The sequence below is a fragment of the Nocardia sp. NBC_01388 genome, from assembly GCF_045040085.1.
GTDB lineage: Bacteria > Actinomycetota > Actinomycetes > Mycobacteriales > Mycobacteriaceae > Nocardia.
Genome location: NZ_CP109553.1, coordinates 6,681,434 through 6,695,790, shown reverse-complemented (window position 1 = coordinate 6,695,790; position 14,357 = coordinate 6,681,434). Strand labels below are relative to the sequence as shown.

The following is a 14,357-nucleotide window of genomic DNA, read 5'->3' as shown; positions in this document are numbered from 1 at the left end:
TCATTGTCGTGACCACAGCCCCGGGGACGGCACGATTCCCGACATCCACCACCCGGCACCACCGGTTTGCCGATATCCGCCGGTAGCGACGCGTCGCTGCCCGAAAGTGTCGGTGCACAGGCGTAGAACGGTGAGGGATGTCGAATCCGGGCCGGACGAGAGAGGACGGTCGACATGGCAGTCGTCGACGATCGCGGCCACGATGAGCACGGACCTTCGGAGTACCGCGAAGCGCCCGGTGAGGATTTCGGCCGCCAGCCTCCGCACGATATGGCCGCGGAGCAGTCGGTGCTGGGCGGCATGCTGCTGTCCAAGGACGCCATCGCCGATGTCATCGAGGTGATCCGCCCCGGCGATTTCTACCGCCCCGCGCACCAGGCCATCTATGACGCCGTCCTGGACCTCTACGGTCGCGGCGAACCCGCCGACCCGGTGACCGTCTCCGCCACCCTCGACCGCCGCGGCGAACTCAAGCGCATCGGCGGACCCCCCTACCTCGTCACCCTGACCCAAACGGTCCCCACCGCGGCCAATGCCGGCTACTACGCCGAAATCGTTGCGGAGAAGGCGATCCTGCGCCGCCTGGTCGAAGCCGGCACCCGCATCGTCCAGTACGGCTACGCCGGCGCCGACGGCCAGGACGTGGCCGAAGTAGTAGACCGCGCCCAAGCCGAACTCTACGAGGTCACCGAACGCCGCTCCAGCGAAGACTTCCTCCCCCTGGAAGAACTCCTCCAGCCCACGATGGATGAAATCGACTCCATCGCCAGCCGCGGCGGCATCTCCCTCGGCGTCCCCACCGGCTTCACCGAACTCGACGAGTTGACGAACGGCCTGCACCCCGGCCAGATGATCATCGTCGCGGCTCGACCCGGTGTGGGCAAATCGACCCTGGGAATGGATTTCATGCGGAGTTGCTCGATCAAGAATGGCTTGGCGAGCGTTATCTTCTCCCTGGAAATGAGCCGCACGGAAATCGTCATGCGCCTACTATCGGCCGAGGCGAAAATCAAACTCGCCGACATGCGTTCGGGTCGCATGAGCGACGACGACTGGACACGGCTGGCCCGGCGCATGAGCGAAATCAGTGAGGCCCCGCTCTTCGTGGATGATTCACCGAACCTCACCATGATGGAGATCCGCGCCAAGGCCCGACGCCTCAAACAGCGCAATGACATCCGACTCATCGTGGTCGACTACCTGCAGCTCATGAGCTCGGGCAAGAAGGTCGAATCCCGCCAGCAAGAAGTCTCGGAATTCTCCCGAAGCCTTAAACTGATGGCGAAGGAATTGGAAGTTCCGGTTATTGCCATCAGTCAGTTGAACCGTGGTCCAGAACAGCGAACCGATAAGCGGCCGATGGTTTCCGATCTTCGCGAATCGGGCTCGCTCGAACAGGATGCGGACATGGTCATCCTCTTGCATCGCCCCGATGCATTCGAAAGAGATGACCCCCGCGGCGGCGAAGCCGACCTCATTGTCGGTAAACATCGAAATGGTCCTACTGCCACTATTACCGTGGCACATCAGCTGCACCTGAGCCGGTTCGTCGATATGGCTCGCGGCTGATTGCACGCGCCAGTCATGCGTGCCCCGGACTCCTGAGTTACCTCATCGGGTGACGCCGGACCGCCGTGTCCGAATATGACAGGGAATCGTCATTGCGGACATGTGGTGCCTTGGAGAGGATGGGGGCATGCCCACTCCGCATCGTGTTGTTATCGCGGTCTTTCCTGATGTCGATCTGCTCGATGTCACCGGCCCTGCTGAGGTGTTCGCGCTGGCGAACAGTGAGAGTGGGGGGCGGGAGCTGTATGAGGTTCGGTTGGCTGGGCCGGTGGCGAGGGCTGTTCGGACTTCGGCTGGGGTGCGGCTGCTGACTGATGTCGCCTTTGGTGAGGTCGGTGGGCGGGTGGACACGATGTTGGTGCCGGGGGCGGTTGATCTGACTGAAGACGGGCCCATTGCCCGCATTGATGCCGACGTAGTGGAGTGGGTGCGGGGTACTGCGCCGCATGCTCGGCGGGTGGCTTCGGTGTGTGTCGGTGCGCATGTGCTGGCGGCGGCGGGGCTGTTGGACGGGAAGACGGCGACTACGCATTGGTCGACGGCCGCCCAGTTGGCTGTCGAGCATCCTGCTGTGACTGTTGATCCGGATCCGATTTTTGTGCGAGCCGATCAGGGGCGGTTGTGGACCGGGGCGGGGATCAGCGCCTGTTTGGATTTGGCGCTGGCGCTGGTCGCGGAGGATCACGGTGAGGAGTTGGCGTTGGGGGTGGCCAGGCAGCTGGTCATGTACCTCAAGCGGCAGGGTGGGCAGAGTCAGTTCTCGGTGCCGATGAGCCGGCCTGCTTCCAGTCGGCGGGATATCGATGAACTGCGGCTGTGGATTGCCGAGCACCTCGACGAAGACTTGTCGGCGCCTGTGCTGGCCGCTCGAATGTGCCTGAGCGAGCGGCACTTTGCCCGGGTGTTCAAGCAGGAGACCGGCACCTCGTCCACCAACTATGTGGAAGCGGCGCGGGTGGAGGCTGCGCGCCGGCTTCTGGAAAGTACCGACCTTCGGCTGGACCAGGTTGCGGTGGTTTCGGGTTTCGGCGCTGCCGAGACGCTGCACCGCGCCTTCCAGCGGCAACTTGCCACCACCCCGGCCGCTTATCGGCGGCGCTTCCGAACTCAGCCCGCCTGAAGATTCCTGTCCCGCCGGGCATCCCGCCCTGAAATTTGCTGTCCCACCGGACATCCCGCACAAATATGCGCGCGCGATGTGGCTTTGCTCGACCCAAATTTTCCCTATGAGAGGACCCCTGATGAGCACCACCAACCCGTCGGCAACCCTGCGCGACGTGATCGGCCTGGACAATCAGCCACCGCGATTGAGCGAATCGGCATTGATTCTGATCGATTACCAGAACACCTATCGAACCGGCGTGATGGCGCTGGAGGGCGCCGAGGAGGCGCTCGCAGCAGGCGCTCGACTACTGGAACGCGCTCGGGCAGCGGGCATTCCGGTTATCCACATCCTCAACGACGGCGGTGTGGACACCCCGTACGATATTCGCGCGCAGATCGGGGCCATCAGCGACGAGGTCGCCCCGCTGCCCGGTGAACCCGTGGTGATCAAGGAGTTCCCCGACTCGTTCCACGCGACCGAGCTGCAGAAAGTGCTGCAGGACTTGGGCATTGCCCCGGACGGCGATCTGCTGCTGGCCGGTTTCATGACCCATATGTGCGTCACGTTCACCGCCCAGGGCGCGTTCAACCTCGGTTACCGGCCGACCGTCGTCGCCGAGACCACGGCGACGCGTGCGCTCACCGCGCCGGGCGGCAGCGTTCTGCCTGCCGCCGCCCTGCAGGCCGCGAGTCTGACGACGATCACCGACCTGTTCGGCACGGTGGTCCCGACCGTCGACGCCATTCCGAACTGACTGCGGTCAGCCGATACTGGCGGAGAGATCGGGAATCATCCGATACGCCTCGTCCTGCCAGTTGTTCCACGCGTGGATCCCGTATTCGGGGAACGAGTAGGTGACATTGCCGGCGCCGAGGGTGGCCATGCGGACCTGGAAGGCGCGGGTATTGGCCAGCGCCAGGGCCTCCAGGGCCATACCGTTCACGGTGCCCATATTCGGGCCGTCGTTGGCGGTGGGGCGGCCGCTGGCCGCGGCCACGTAAACGCGGGTGTTGTTGGCGACCAATCGCGGGGCGAAGACGAAGGGATCCATGCGCAGCCACTGCGGCCCCCACGGCGGAGCCATGGAGTCGACGTTGTAGCCGCCGGCGTCGATCATGGCCAGCCGGATGGCTTCGCGCATACCGGGAGCGGAGATATTGAGGTAGCCCGAGTACGAGCCGGCGAAGCTGAACTGGTCGGGGTGGTAGGCGGCGAGCGCGAGGGCCGCACTGCCACCCATCGACAGGCCGAAGACGCCGTTGCGAGTGGGATTGAAGCCCAGCCGATCTCGCAGGGCCGAGCGCAGGTCCTGGGTCAAGAAGGTTTCCCAGGTGTAGCGGTAGCTCTTACCGGGACCGCCCGAGAGTGCGTCGGTGGCACCGGATCCGGTGTTCGCCGATCCGGTTCCCGCTGGGATGCCGAAGAATTCGCTGGGTGCGTTCCAGTCGGTGTAGAAGCTGGACTGGCCGCCTACCGGCATGACCACATTGATATTCCAGCTCGCCAGGGTTTCGGCGACATTCGTCTCGATCTCCCAGCCGTTGAGGCCTTCACCGGCGCGCATACCGTCGAGTGCGTAGACCACACGGTTGGTATTGCCGTCCGCGGCACGCAGCACGCGAGTCTTGATGGGCCCCATGGTGGGTGAGTCGACCCAGAAGTCGAAGGCGGCCGGATTGAATGCCGCCGAGGCCTTCGCGCCGCCGAGGGCGACCATCCCCAGGGGCACGACCAGCGCCAATGCCACCATCAGCACCGTCCGCCGGAGCCAGCTCCCAGTGGACTCGGACGAATTCGATCTACCACGAAGCGATCTCAACGATCGGTTCCTCTCGTTCGAGCGGTCACAGCACCGCAGGACTGTCCGGAACCGGTCCCCGAACCGGTACGAGCGGGCGTGGGGACAGCGGCAGTTGCTGTCCTCACGCCCGCTCGAAGTACCTATCGCTCACGAACGAGAATTCGTTGCTAGAAAATAGCCAAAGTTATGTGATGCGGCACACGTCTCGCCGATTGCCGCCGACGCTCAATGTGCGCGCAGCATGCGACCCGCGGCATCGACCGCAGGCGTGGAACTACCTGCGTCATTGATGAATACCGCGAAGGCGAGATCGCCGGAGATCCCGACGAACCAGCCGTGCGCATGTTTGTCATCGATGAATTCCGCGGTGCCGGTCTTGCCGAGCAGGCCCGGAATGTCGGCCAGCTGCGTCGCGGTGCCGCCGGTAATCGTCTCTCGCATCATGGTTTTCACCTGATCCGCGATGGTCGGCGGCAGGGCGGGCGGCACCTTGCCGGGGACCCCGGGACGCCCCTGCACCAGTGCGGGATTCGGCGGCGACCCGTGGGCCAGTGCGGCGGCGACCATGGCCATACCGAAGGGACTCGCGGTGACCTGCCCCTGGCCGATGCCCTCCTCGACGCGGAGCGCGGCGGTATCGGCATCGGGAACCTTGCCGGTCACCGTGGTCAGGGCGGGTGTCGTGTAGTCGACGCCCAGGCCGAGCTGCATGGCCGCGGTGGTGAGCGCATCGGGAGCGAGATTCACCGCCAGCCGCCCCATGGTGGTGTTGCAGGATTTGGCGAAGGCGGTGTGCAGCGGGACCTGTCCGAGGTCGAAGTTGTTGTCATTGGGGATCTGCCGGCCCTCGATATTCTCGGTGCCGGGGCAGGCGAGCACGGTATCCGGGGTGACCGCACCCGATTGCAGGGCCGCGGAAACAGTGACCGTCTTGAAGGTCGACCCGGGCGGGTAGAGCCCGGTGAGAGCGAGCGGCCCCTGATCGTCGGCCGGGCCGTTCTGTGCGATGGCCAGCACGTTTCCGGTGGACGGCTGCAGCGCGACGATCGCCGCGGCCTGCGGGATCGGCACCAGCGCCGCCTCGGCGGCATGCTGCAGCGCCGGGTCCAGCGTGGTGTGAATATCGGTGACGGCCTTGGCATCCTGGCCGCCGACGCGCCGGGTGCTGCCGTCGGTGCCACGGGCGCGAACAGCCCAGCCGGCCGCGGCGTCGGCATCCTGCTGCCAGAGGTCGGAGAGCCCGGACCACACCGGCGAGGAGAGGGATTTATCGGTGGTGAGCAGGCGTGTCTGCGGCGCCAGCGTGACATTCGGCAGCGCGGCGAGCGCATCCTGAATGGGCGCGATATCCGCCGGTCGCAAGGTCACTGCGGTGATCGGTTTACCCTGCGCGCCAGCCAGTTCCGAGGTCAGCGAGGCGGCGGTGACATCGGGCGCCGCCGCATGCAGCAGTCCGGCCACGGCCGCGGTATCCGCGCCGGGCGCGAGATTCACCAGCGTGACGATCTGCTGGCTCATGAATTCGCCGCCGGTGCTGTCGAGCACCCGGGCCGCCGGCGCCGGGTCGACGGGCCCGTAGGACAGCGGCCCGATATCGAGCCCGGGCGCGACGGTGGCCGGATTCCAGTGCACCTTCCACCCGTCACCGGTGTCATCGAGCGTGCCGGTGGTGGAGTACGTCCACTCGTTGTGGCCGTCCTTGCCCAGTTTCCAATCGGCGGCGAGGGTGAAGGTGCCACCGGCGTCGGTCTTCTGAACATTGTTGACCTGGTATTTCACCTGCTTGCCGAGTGCGTCGTAGAGCCCGCCGAGACTGTCGGTGGCCTGCTTCGCATCGGTGGTCGAGCCGGCCGCGGCGGCGACGTCATCGCGGGTGAGCGCATCGGCGAAACCGTTCGCCGCCTGCTTCATTCGATCGGCCGTCGAGTCGCCGCTGGAGCAGGCCGTCAGGGCCAGTCCCGATGCGATAACCATTCCGAGGAGTCTCGTTCCCGTCCGCATCGTCCCGACGCTACCCGCCGCGGCAGGCCCGGGCACGGAACTGGGCGTGTGAACGTGTACCCCGCCGCGACGGGCAGAGCTAGGGTCGCGGGGTGGGTTTCGAGGTTCGGGTGGACAGTGCGGGCGCGGTCGGGATCGTCAAGGTCGCGGTGGGGTTCGGGTGGAGTTGGGATCCGACGGACGTCCGCAGTTTCGCGCGCCGGGTGGGCTGGCAGACACCGGAACCGGTGGGAACCATGCGGCGCGGCGCGGTCTTCTCGCGCACCGGGTTGCGGGTGTGGTGGGACTCCGCCATGTTCTGGGGCAGCGGGCGACGGCTGCAGTATGTGCGGGTGCCGGTCTCGGATTGCCCGGCGCCGGACGGCCTCACCAGCCCGGAACTGCTCGCCGAGGCCATGATCCGGGTGCGCGATGCCATCACGAAGGAACTCGGCGAACCCGAGCACGGCGCGGGACCGGAGGAGGGACCGGCCTGGATCCTGCCGAATCTGGTGGTGGGCCTGGCCCTCGGCCCCGACACCGTGGATCTCATGCTGGTGAACCCGGTGGATCAGCGGTTCTGGATGGACCGGCGGCACGACGGCGCCCGGCGGCGAACCGCAATGGGCGGGTGGGGACGGTTCGCGGAGGATCTGGCCGGCTATCTGGAGACGCTGCCGGCCGATGCCCGGGTGGTTGTCACCGGACCCGGCGGCCGGTACGTGCAGTTCGCGATCGAGGAGCGTGAACTGACCAGCGAGTTGAGCCGCAGCGAATTCATCGACCCCACTTGGCGATACGGCGACGATATCGGGAAATTGCTTACGGCACAGGGCTGGTCGCCCACCGAGGATTCGAACTGGTGGCGCAAGCTTCCCCGAAACGCCGGTCGCACCGCGATAAGTCATTTCGCCGCCGGCACCGTCGAAGCGCTGCGCACCCTGGACGTGCAGGCGGTCACGGATCTGGTGGTCGACGCCTGGGTGGAGGGCGGCGAGGATCTGCCCCTCGCGGCACTGGGCATTCCACCGCACCCGACCTCCCGATCGCAGCGCGCCGAATTCCTGCGCAGCAATGCCCCCTACGGCTTCGATATCGGCCCACTGCGTGTGGATATCCCGAGTGGAATCGATATCGTCCGTGCCGCAAGGGAATTCGTCTGGACCTGGACCCGCGCGGATATCGACGGTGTCGCCGAACGCTTCGGCTGGACGCTCGAGGGCGAACCCCGCCCGGCGGATCGCGTCGTGTGGGTCCGGACCGAACTGCGCATCGATGGCGCCCGCGCCCGATTCTGCTGTGACGGTGACCGTTTGGAGTCGATCTGCATCACCCTCAGCGACAGCATCGAATCGCAGCTGTACGAGGAGGGCCCGCCCGCCGAGGTGCGCGACCAATTGACCGCGGCCGTCGCCCGGGCCGTCGACGGCCTGCGCACCGAATTGGGTGCACCGGTGCACGGCACGCTGTGGCATACGCACGGCCCGGTCTGGTCGACCCGTCGACTGGTGCTCGGGGTGGCGGCGGTGGGCGATACCGTCGAGCTGTATCTGGTGAATCCCGCTGAGCGCGAACGACAGTTGATCCTCGAACAGCAGCAGACCGCGCGCCGGGCCGCCGAGCGCGAGTGGCGGCAGTTCTTCGACGATCTGTCGGCCATAGCCGCCGATCTGCCGGAGCAGGCAGAAGTGACCATCGATGCCGGTGATCGCGGCTGCACCACCTTCCTTCGTGATGCGGACGGCCTGCGGGTCACCCTGGATGCGGAGGCGGGCCTGGGCCTGCACCCGCGCACCACCGAGCTCATGCGCACGAACGGCTGGCAGCGTCCCGCGACCGGCCGCCCGGTCTGGCGGCACGGCCTCTACCGTCCCGCGCTCTTCCGGGACTTCCGCCGTTTCGTGGAGTTCGCGCTGTGGCCGCTGCGCACCCGCATGGGCCCGTACACCGTGTTGCGGGTGCACGCCCAGGGCGAAGAGCATGAACTGCGCACTCCGTCGACGGGCTCGACCGGCTTCTGACCGGCACCCCTAGAGTCGAGAGATGACCGAGATCGATGATGTCCTTGTCACCCGGGCCGGATACGACGCCGTCGCCGAGCTTTACACCAATCTGGTCGAGCGCCAACTGGATTCGAATCCGTTCGATCGAGCAATGCTCGACATTTTCGCCGCGTTGGTGGCCGAAACCGAGCCCGGTATGGTCGCGGAGGTCGGGTGCGGACCCGGCCGGGTGTCCGCCTATCTGAAGGCCGCGGGCCTCAATGTCTTCGGAATCGATCTGTCCCCCGAAATGATCCGCCAAGCCCAGGCCGCCCATCCCGATATCCGCTTCGAGGAGGGCTCCATGGAGCAGATGAGCCTAGACGATGCGGCGTTGAGCGGAATCGTCGCCTGGTACTCCATCATTCACACTCCGCCGGAGCGGGTGCCCACCGTGCTGACCGAGTTCGCGCGCGTCCTGCGCCCGGAGGGCCATGTCCTGTTCGCCTTCCAGGCCCCCGAGCAAGCGCAGGGTGTGGAGGCCTTCGATCACAAGGTCGCCCCCGGATACCGCTGGGCCCCCGATACTTTGGCGGAGACACTGGAGGAGACCGGGTTCCGGGTGACGGCTCGCATGCTGCGCGCACCGCGGCCGGATGATCGCGGCCCGCAGGGCTACGTGCTCGCCGTCCGGAATTGATCGGCCACCGATCGGCACCGCGTCCGGAATAGAAACCCGCTGCCCCGGCTTGCGAAGACCCATGGGTATGAAGGCGATCAGTCAGCGAGTCCTCGGCGGTCCGGAAGTGCTGGAGACGGTGGAGGTCGAGAAGCCGAGCCCGGCCCCCGGCCAGGTGCTGGTCCGGGTGGCCGCCACCTCGGTGAACGCGGCCGACTGGAAGCTGCGCGCGGGCATTGTCACCAAACTGGGCGCACCGCCGTTCACCCTGGGACTCGACGTATCCGGTGTGGTCGAAGAGGTCGGCGCGGACGTCACCGAGTTCGCGCCCGGCGACGAGGTGTACGGCGCGGTGCTGAGCCGCAATGGGGCCTACGCCGAATATGTGGTCACCCCGGCGGATTTCCTGGCGCCCAAACCCGCGACGCTCGACCATGTGCACGCCGCCGCCCTGCCGACCGCGGTACTCACCGCCTGGCAGGGACTCACCGAAGTCCAAGCGGGACAACGTGTTCTGGTGCATGCGGCAGCGGGCGGCGTGGGTCATCTGGCCGTGCAGATCGCCAAGGCGCGGGGTGCGCACGTGATCGGCACCGCCCGCGCGGCCAATCACGAATACCTGCTCGAGCTCGGCGCGGACGAGGTAATCGATTACACGACAACCGATTTCACCACCATCGCCGCCGTCGACCGGGTGATCGACCTGGTCGGCGGTGATTACACCGAACGCTCACTGACCGTGCTGCACCCCACCGGCCGCCTGATCGACGCCCAGGGCGAGGTGCCGCTGGACGACCCTCGCTATCACCGCCTCTACTTCCGGCCGTCCGGCGCCGATCTGCGCGCGGTGGCGGCGCTGGTCGACCGCGGGCAGCTGCGCAGCACGGTCGAGCGCGTCATGCCGCTGGCCGAGGTGGCCGCGGCACACGAGCTCAGCGCCTCCGGGCGGGTGCGCGGCAAGATCGTGCTGGTGCCCTGGGCTGCCGTCTGACCGCGGATTCCTGGCCATCGGGACATCTGGTGCATCGCCCCGTCGCTGCGCTTACCGTCGAGCAGAGGCGATAGCAGGGAGTAAGTGGTGGAGTACTGGGACGAAGAAGTCGATGTGCTGGTCGCCGGTTCCGGCGGCGGTGTGGCCGGGGCCTATACGGCCGCGCGCGAGGGTTTGACGGTGACGCTGGTGGAGGCGACCGACAAATTCGGTGGTACCACGTCGTATTCGGGTGGCGGCGGAATGTGGTTCCCCTGCAATCCGGTGCTGCGGCGGGCCGGTGTCGACGACACCCTCGAGGATGCGCTCACCTACTACCGCGCGGTGGTCGGCGATCGGACTCCGGCCGCGCTGCAGGAGGCGTATGTGCGCGGCGGTTCGGGGGCGATCGAATATTTCGAGAGCGATGAGAGCATCTCGTTCCAGATGTTCCCGTGGCCGGACTATTTCGGTAAGGCGCCCAAGGCGCGGCTGGACGGTAAGCGGCACATCATTCCCACGCCGCTGCGCGCGAGCGAACTGGGTGAGCTGAGCGAATCGATCCGCGGACCGCTCGCCACCGACCGGCACGGTGATCCGCAGCCGGACTATCTCATCGGCGGCCGGGCCCTGGTCGGGCGATTCCTGCTGGCAATGGCCAAGTACCCCAACGTTTCACTGCAGCTGCACACCGCACTGGTGGAGCTGGTGGTCGAGGGCGGTGCGGTGGTCGGCGCGATCGTCGAGCGCGAGGGCAATCGGATCGCCATCCGCACCCGTAAGGGAGTGCTGTTGGCGGCGGGCGGTTTCGAGGGCAATGACGAATTGCGCCGGCGCTACGGGGTGCCCGGCGTGGCCCGGGACACCATGGGGCCGTGGGGAAATGTCGGTAAGGCGCACGAGGCGGGCATGGCCGTCGGGGCCGATACCGATCTCATGGATCAGGCGTGGTGGTCGCCGGGGCTGATCCATCCGGACGGGCGCGCGGCCTTCGCGCTGTGGTTCACCGGCGGCATTTTCGTGAATCAGGCCGGGGTGCGGTTCGTCAACGAGTCCGCGCCGTACGACCGGCTGGGCCGCGACATCATCGACCGGATGAACGACGGCTCGGTATCCCTGCCGTTCTGGATGATCTACGACGACACCGAGGGTGCGGTCCCGCCGATCAAGGCCAGCAATGTGCCGATGGTGGAGACCGAGAAGTACGTCGAGGCGGGGCTCTGGCACACCGCCGATACGCTGGAGGAACTTGCCGGGAAGATCGGCGTGCCGGCGGATGCGCTGAGCGCGAGCGTGGCCCGCTTCAACGAGCAGGCCGCAGCCGGTGTTGACGCCGACTTCGGGCGCGGCGACGAGGCCTACGACCGCGCCTTCTCCAATGGCGAGTCCCCCCTCGCGCCCATTGTGAAGGGACCGTTCCACGCGGCCGCCTTCGGCATTTCCGATCTGGGCACCAAGGGCGGGTTGCGCACCGACACGGTGGGACGCGTCCTGAACGAGGCCGGTGAAACCATCCCGGGGCTGTACGCGGCGGGCAACACCATGGCCGCGCCGAGTGGCACCACGTATCCGGGCGGCGGCAACCCGATCGGGGCATCGGTGCTGTTCAGCCATCTGGCCGCACTGGATATGGCAAGCCGCTAGATCCATGGATCCGGGCCGGAAGCATGCCGGGCCCGGCGGGGCTGCCGGGCCGGGAGCGGTGGGCCGGGCTGCCGTGTTCTGGATGCGGAACTGGCTAGAGTCGAGCCATGAGTGCGGGCGACGGAGCAGCAGCGCGCGGGCCCGGGCGGGCGCGGTACGACGTGGTTGTGGTGGGCGGTGGCCACAATGGTTTGGTGGCCGCCGCCTATCTGGCGCGGGCCGGGCGTTCGGTGCTGGTGGTCGAGCGGGAGGATCACACCGGTGGTGCGGCGGTGTCCGCGCGGGTTTTTGCCGGGGTGGATGCGCGGCTGTCCCGATACTCGTATCTGGTGAGCCTGCTGCCGCAGCAGATCGTACGAGACCTGGGGCTGCGCTTCGAGACTCGGCGGCGGCGCATCTCCTCCTATACCCCGGTCGGTGCGGGCGGGCTGCTGGTGGACAACGGGTCCGAGGCGGAGACACGGGAGAGTTTCGCGCGGGTCACCGGCTCGGAGGCGGATTTCCTTGCCTGGCAACGGTTCTACGCACAGACCGCCGGACTTGCTCAGCGCGTCTTTCCCACTCTGACGGCACCGCTGCCGACACGGAACGAAATGCGCCGCACGGTAGACGATTCCGCGCTCTGGGACGCGATCTTCGAACGCCCCCTGGGTGAATGGGTCGACAAGACCTTCGCCGACGACACCGTGCGCGGCGTAGTCCTCACCGATGCGCTGATCGGCACCTTCACCCACGCCTACGATCCGTCGCTGCTGCAGAACCGCTGCTTCCTCTATCACGTGATCGGCGGCGGCACCGGCGACTGGGATGTGCCGATCGGCGGTATGGGCGCGCTGACGGATGCGCTCGCGGCCGCGGCCCGCGCGGCGGGGGCGGAGATCGTGACCGGTTGCGCGGTCACGCGCATCGAAACCGATGGCAGCACAGCGCAGGTGGACTTCACCACGGCATCCGGCGACACCGGTACGGTCGCGGCGGGTCGGGTACTGGCGAATGCGGCGCCGTACGAACTGGCGCGGCTGCTCGGCGAGACCGCGGAACGCCCGGAGGGTTCCCAGCTCAAGATCAATATGCTGCTGCGCCGCCTACCGCGCCTGCGGGACACCCGGGTCGATCCCGCCGCCGCCTTCGCAGGCACCTTCCACATTGCCGAATCCGGCTCCGAGCTCGAAAAGGCCTATCGCGAGGCCGCATCCGGCCGGTTGCCGTCCGCCCCGCCCGCGGAGATCTACTGCCACACCCTGACCGATCCCTCGATCCTCTCCCCCGAGCTTCTCGCGCAGGGTATGCACACCCTCACACTCTTCGGTTTACACACCCCCGCAAGGCTTTTCGCCGACGATCCGGACGGAACCAAGGCCGCTCTCGTCGAGGCCACACTCGCCCAACTGGATTCGGTTCTCGCCGAACCCATTCGCGACTGTCTGGCCCTGGATGCCGACGGCCGGCCCTGCCTGGAGGCGAAGTCCCCGGTCGATCTGGAGCGCGATATCGGCCTGCCCGGCGGCCACATCTTCCACCGCGATCTCGAATTCCCCTATCTCCCAGAGGAATCCGACAATTCCCCCGCTGCCCGCTGGGGCGTCGCCACCGCACACCGGAATATCCTGCTGTGTGGCGCGGGCGCGATCCGAGGCGGTGGTGTCAGCGGCATCGGCGGCCACAATGCCGCCATGGCGGTCCTCGAGTCCACCGGAAACTGAAGCGGCTCAGCCCTCCTGGGGGTTCGCGGCGCACACCTCGGCGCAGCAGCGGATGAAGTCGCGGACCATGGGATTGCCCTCGGAGGCGGCGGGCCAGGCCACCGCCACCCGGCTGGGACCGATGCCACGCACCGGGCGGTAGACGATGCCGGGGCGCGGGTAGTAGCGGGCCGAGGAGGCCGGGGTGAAGCTGATGCCGAAGCCGTTGGCGATGGCGGTGAGCCATTCATCGGTATTGCGGGCTATCGCCCCGATGACGGCGGTGGCGGCGGGGCGGGCGTCGGCGCCGATCCAGAAGTCGCGCCACCAGCCATTTTCCGGCGGAGAAGCGACAAAAGGCTCCTCCCACAGCTCCCGGAGTTCGATCTCCTCGGACCCGGCGAGGGGATGGTCGGCGGGCAGCGCCAGCCAGCGGGGTTCGGTGAAGAGCTCCTGCCTGCGGTAGTTGTCGTGGCCGGGGAAGGGCAGCCGGACCAGTGCGGCGTCGACATCACCCTCGGCGAGACCGGCGCTGGGGTCGGTCCAGCCGAACTGCCGCATATCGACCCGCCAGCCCGGATGCGCGCGCCGGAAGGCGGCGACGATCTCCGGCGTGAATTCGTTTGCGGCACTGGCGATGAAGCCGACCCGCAGCAGCTTGCCGGCCCGGCTGGCGCCGCTCTTGGTGGCGTGCAGCATCTGCTCCCAGCCCGCCAGTAGCACCGGTGCGTGTTCGGCGAAAACGCGGCCGGGTTCGGTGAGGGTCATACCGGTGCGGGTGCGGACGAACAGTTGCACGCCGAGCTGCTGCTCCAGCTGTTTGATCTGTTTGGTCACCGCGGGCTGGGACACATACAAACGCTGGGCAGCCCGGGTGACGTGCCCTTCCTCCGCGACGGCGACGAAGTAGCGCAGCAGCCGCGTGTCGATGTCCATACCTCAAGG

Annotated in this window: 11 protein-coding genes; 8 read left to right on the top strand and 3 right to left on the bottom strand. The window is 67.2% G+C overall.

Annotated features, from left to right (window positions below):
- Nucleotides 1–174 precede the first annotated feature (174 nt).
- From dnaB to OG716_RS32110, 3 genes are all read left to right on the top strand, one after another.
- The gene (dnaB, locus tag OG716_RS32120) at nt 175–1,569 is read left to right on the top strand and encodes a replicative DNA helicase (protein WP_405134208.1); all 1,395 of its coding nucleotides are present in this window, start codon (nt 175–177) and stop codon (nt 1,567–1,569) included.
- A gap of 100 nt (nt 1,570–1,669) precedes the next feature.
- Nucleotides 1,670–2,689 carry a GlxA family transcriptional regulator gene (locus OG716_RS32115; RefSeq protein ID WP_405134207.1) on the top strand — a complete coding sequence of 340 codons (1,020 nt, stop codon included), beginning with the start codon at nt 1,670–1,672 and terminating at the stop codon, nt 2,687–2,689.
- Between the two features lie 121 nt (nt 2,690–2,810).
- A complete protein-coding gene (locus tag OG716_RS32110; RefSeq protein ID WP_405134206.1) occupies nt 2,811–3,428 on the top strand; it encodes an isochorismatase family protein in 618 nt (205 codons plus the stop codon).
- Between the two features lie 6 nt (nt 3,429–3,434).
- On the opposite strand, the gene OG716_RS32105 is transcribed toward OG716_RS32110, so the two are convergent.
- Together OG716_RS32105 and OG716_RS32100 are read right to left on the bottom strand one after the other, a co-directional pair.
- Nucleotides 3,435–4,424: an alpha/beta hydrolase gene (locus tag OG716_RS32105; RefSeq protein ID WP_405134205.1), complete on the bottom strand. Its 990-nt coding sequence runs from the start codon at nt 4,422–4,424 to the stop codon at nt 3,435–3,437.
- Nucleotides 4,425–4,700: 276 nt separating this feature from the next.
- On the bottom strand, nt 4,701–6,449 hold the full coding sequence (locus tag OG716_RS32100; RefSeq protein ID WP_405134204.1) for a penicillin-binding transpeptidase domain-containing protein: 1,749 nt from the start codon (nt 6,447–6,449) through the stop codon (nt 4,701–4,703).
- A 119-nt stretch (nt 6,450–6,568) separates the two neighbouring features.
- Between OG716_RS32100 and OG716_RS32095 the strand changes: the two genes are divergently transcribed.
- From OG716_RS32095 to OG716_RS32075, 5 genes are all read left to right on the top strand, one after another.
- Nucleotides 6,569–8,476 carry a DUF6301 family protein gene (locus tag OG716_RS32095; protein WP_405134203.1) on the top strand — a complete coding sequence of 636 codons (1,908 nt, stop codon included), beginning with the start codon at nt 6,569–6,571 and terminating at the stop codon, nt 8,474–8,476.
- A 22-nt stretch (nt 8,477–8,498) separates the two neighbouring features.
- On the top strand, nt 8,499–9,137 hold the full coding sequence (locus tag OG716_RS32090) for a class I SAM-dependent methyltransferase (protein ID WP_405134202.1): 639 nt from the start codon (nt 8,499–8,501) through the stop codon (nt 9,135–9,137).
- A gap of 67 nt (nt 9,138–9,204) precedes the next feature.
- Complete coding sequence (locus OG716_RS32085) at nt 9,205–10,107, top strand: NADP-dependent oxidoreductase (RefSeq protein WP_405134201.1); 903 nt, start codon at nt 9,205–9,207, stop codon at nt 10,105–10,107.
- 87 nt (nt 10,108–10,194) lie between these two features.
- Entirely contained in the window at nt 10,195–11,730 is a 1,536-nt protein-coding gene (locus OG716_RS32080; RefSeq protein WP_405134200.1) for an FAD-binding protein, read from the top strand.
- A 107-nt stretch (nt 11,731–11,837) separates the two neighbouring features.
- Nucleotides 11,838–13,433: a phytoene desaturase family protein gene (locus OG716_RS32075; RefSeq protein WP_405134199.1), complete on the top strand. Its 1,596-nt coding sequence runs from the start codon at nt 11,838–11,840 to the stop codon at nt 13,431–13,433.
- 6 nt (nt 13,434–13,439) lie between these two features.
- Here OG716_RS32075 and OG716_RS32070 read toward each other — a convergent pair whose 3' ends face one another.
- Nucleotides 13,440–14,348 (bottom strand): LysR family transcriptional regulator, encoded by a 909-nt coding sequence (locus OG716_RS32070; RefSeq protein WP_405134198.1) that lies wholly within the window; start codon nt 14,346–14,348, stop codon nt 13,440–13,442.
- Nucleotides 14,349–14,357 lie beyond the last annotated feature (9 nt).

What these genes read in the sequence shown, in the direction of transcription:
- OG716_RS32115 (WP_405134207.1), top strand. Translation starts at nt 1,670, where the DNA reads ATGTGGTGCCTTGGAGAGGATGGGGGCATGCCCACTCCGCATCGTGTT.
- OG716_RS32090 (WP_405134202.1), top strand. Translation starts at nt 8,499, where the DNA reads ATGACCGAGATCGATGATGTCCTTGTCACCCGGGCCGGATACGACGCC.
- OG716_RS32085 (WP_405134201.1), top strand. Translation starts at nt 9,205, where the DNA reads ATGAAGGCGATCAGTCAGCGAGTCCTCGGCGGTCCGGAAGTGCTGGAG.
- OG716_RS32075 (WP_405134199.1), top strand. Translation starts at nt 11,838, where the DNA reads ATGAGTGCGGGCGACGGAGCAGCAGCGCGCGGGCCCGGGCGGGCGCGG.
- OG716_RS32105 (WP_405134205.1), bottom strand. Translation starts at nt 4,424, where the DNA reads ATGGTGGCATTGGCGCTGGTCGTGCCCCTGGGGATGGTCGCCCTCGGC.
- dnaB (WP_405134208.1), top strand. Translation starts at nt 175, where the DNA reads ATGGCAGTCGTCGACGATCGCGGCCACGATGAGCACGGACCTTCGGAG.
- OG716_RS32110 (WP_405134206.1), top strand. Translation starts at nt 2,811, where the DNA reads ATGAGCACCACCAACCCGTCGGCAACCCTGCGCGACGTGATCGGCCTG.
- OG716_RS32100 (WP_405134204.1), bottom strand. Translation starts at nt 6,449, where the DNA reads ATGGTTATCGCATCGGGACTGGCCCTGACGGCCTGCTCCAGCGGCGAC.
- OG716_RS32070 (WP_405134198.1), bottom strand. Translation starts at nt 14,348, where the DNA reads ATGGACATCGACACGCGGCTGCTGCGCTACTTCGTCGCCGTCGCGGAG.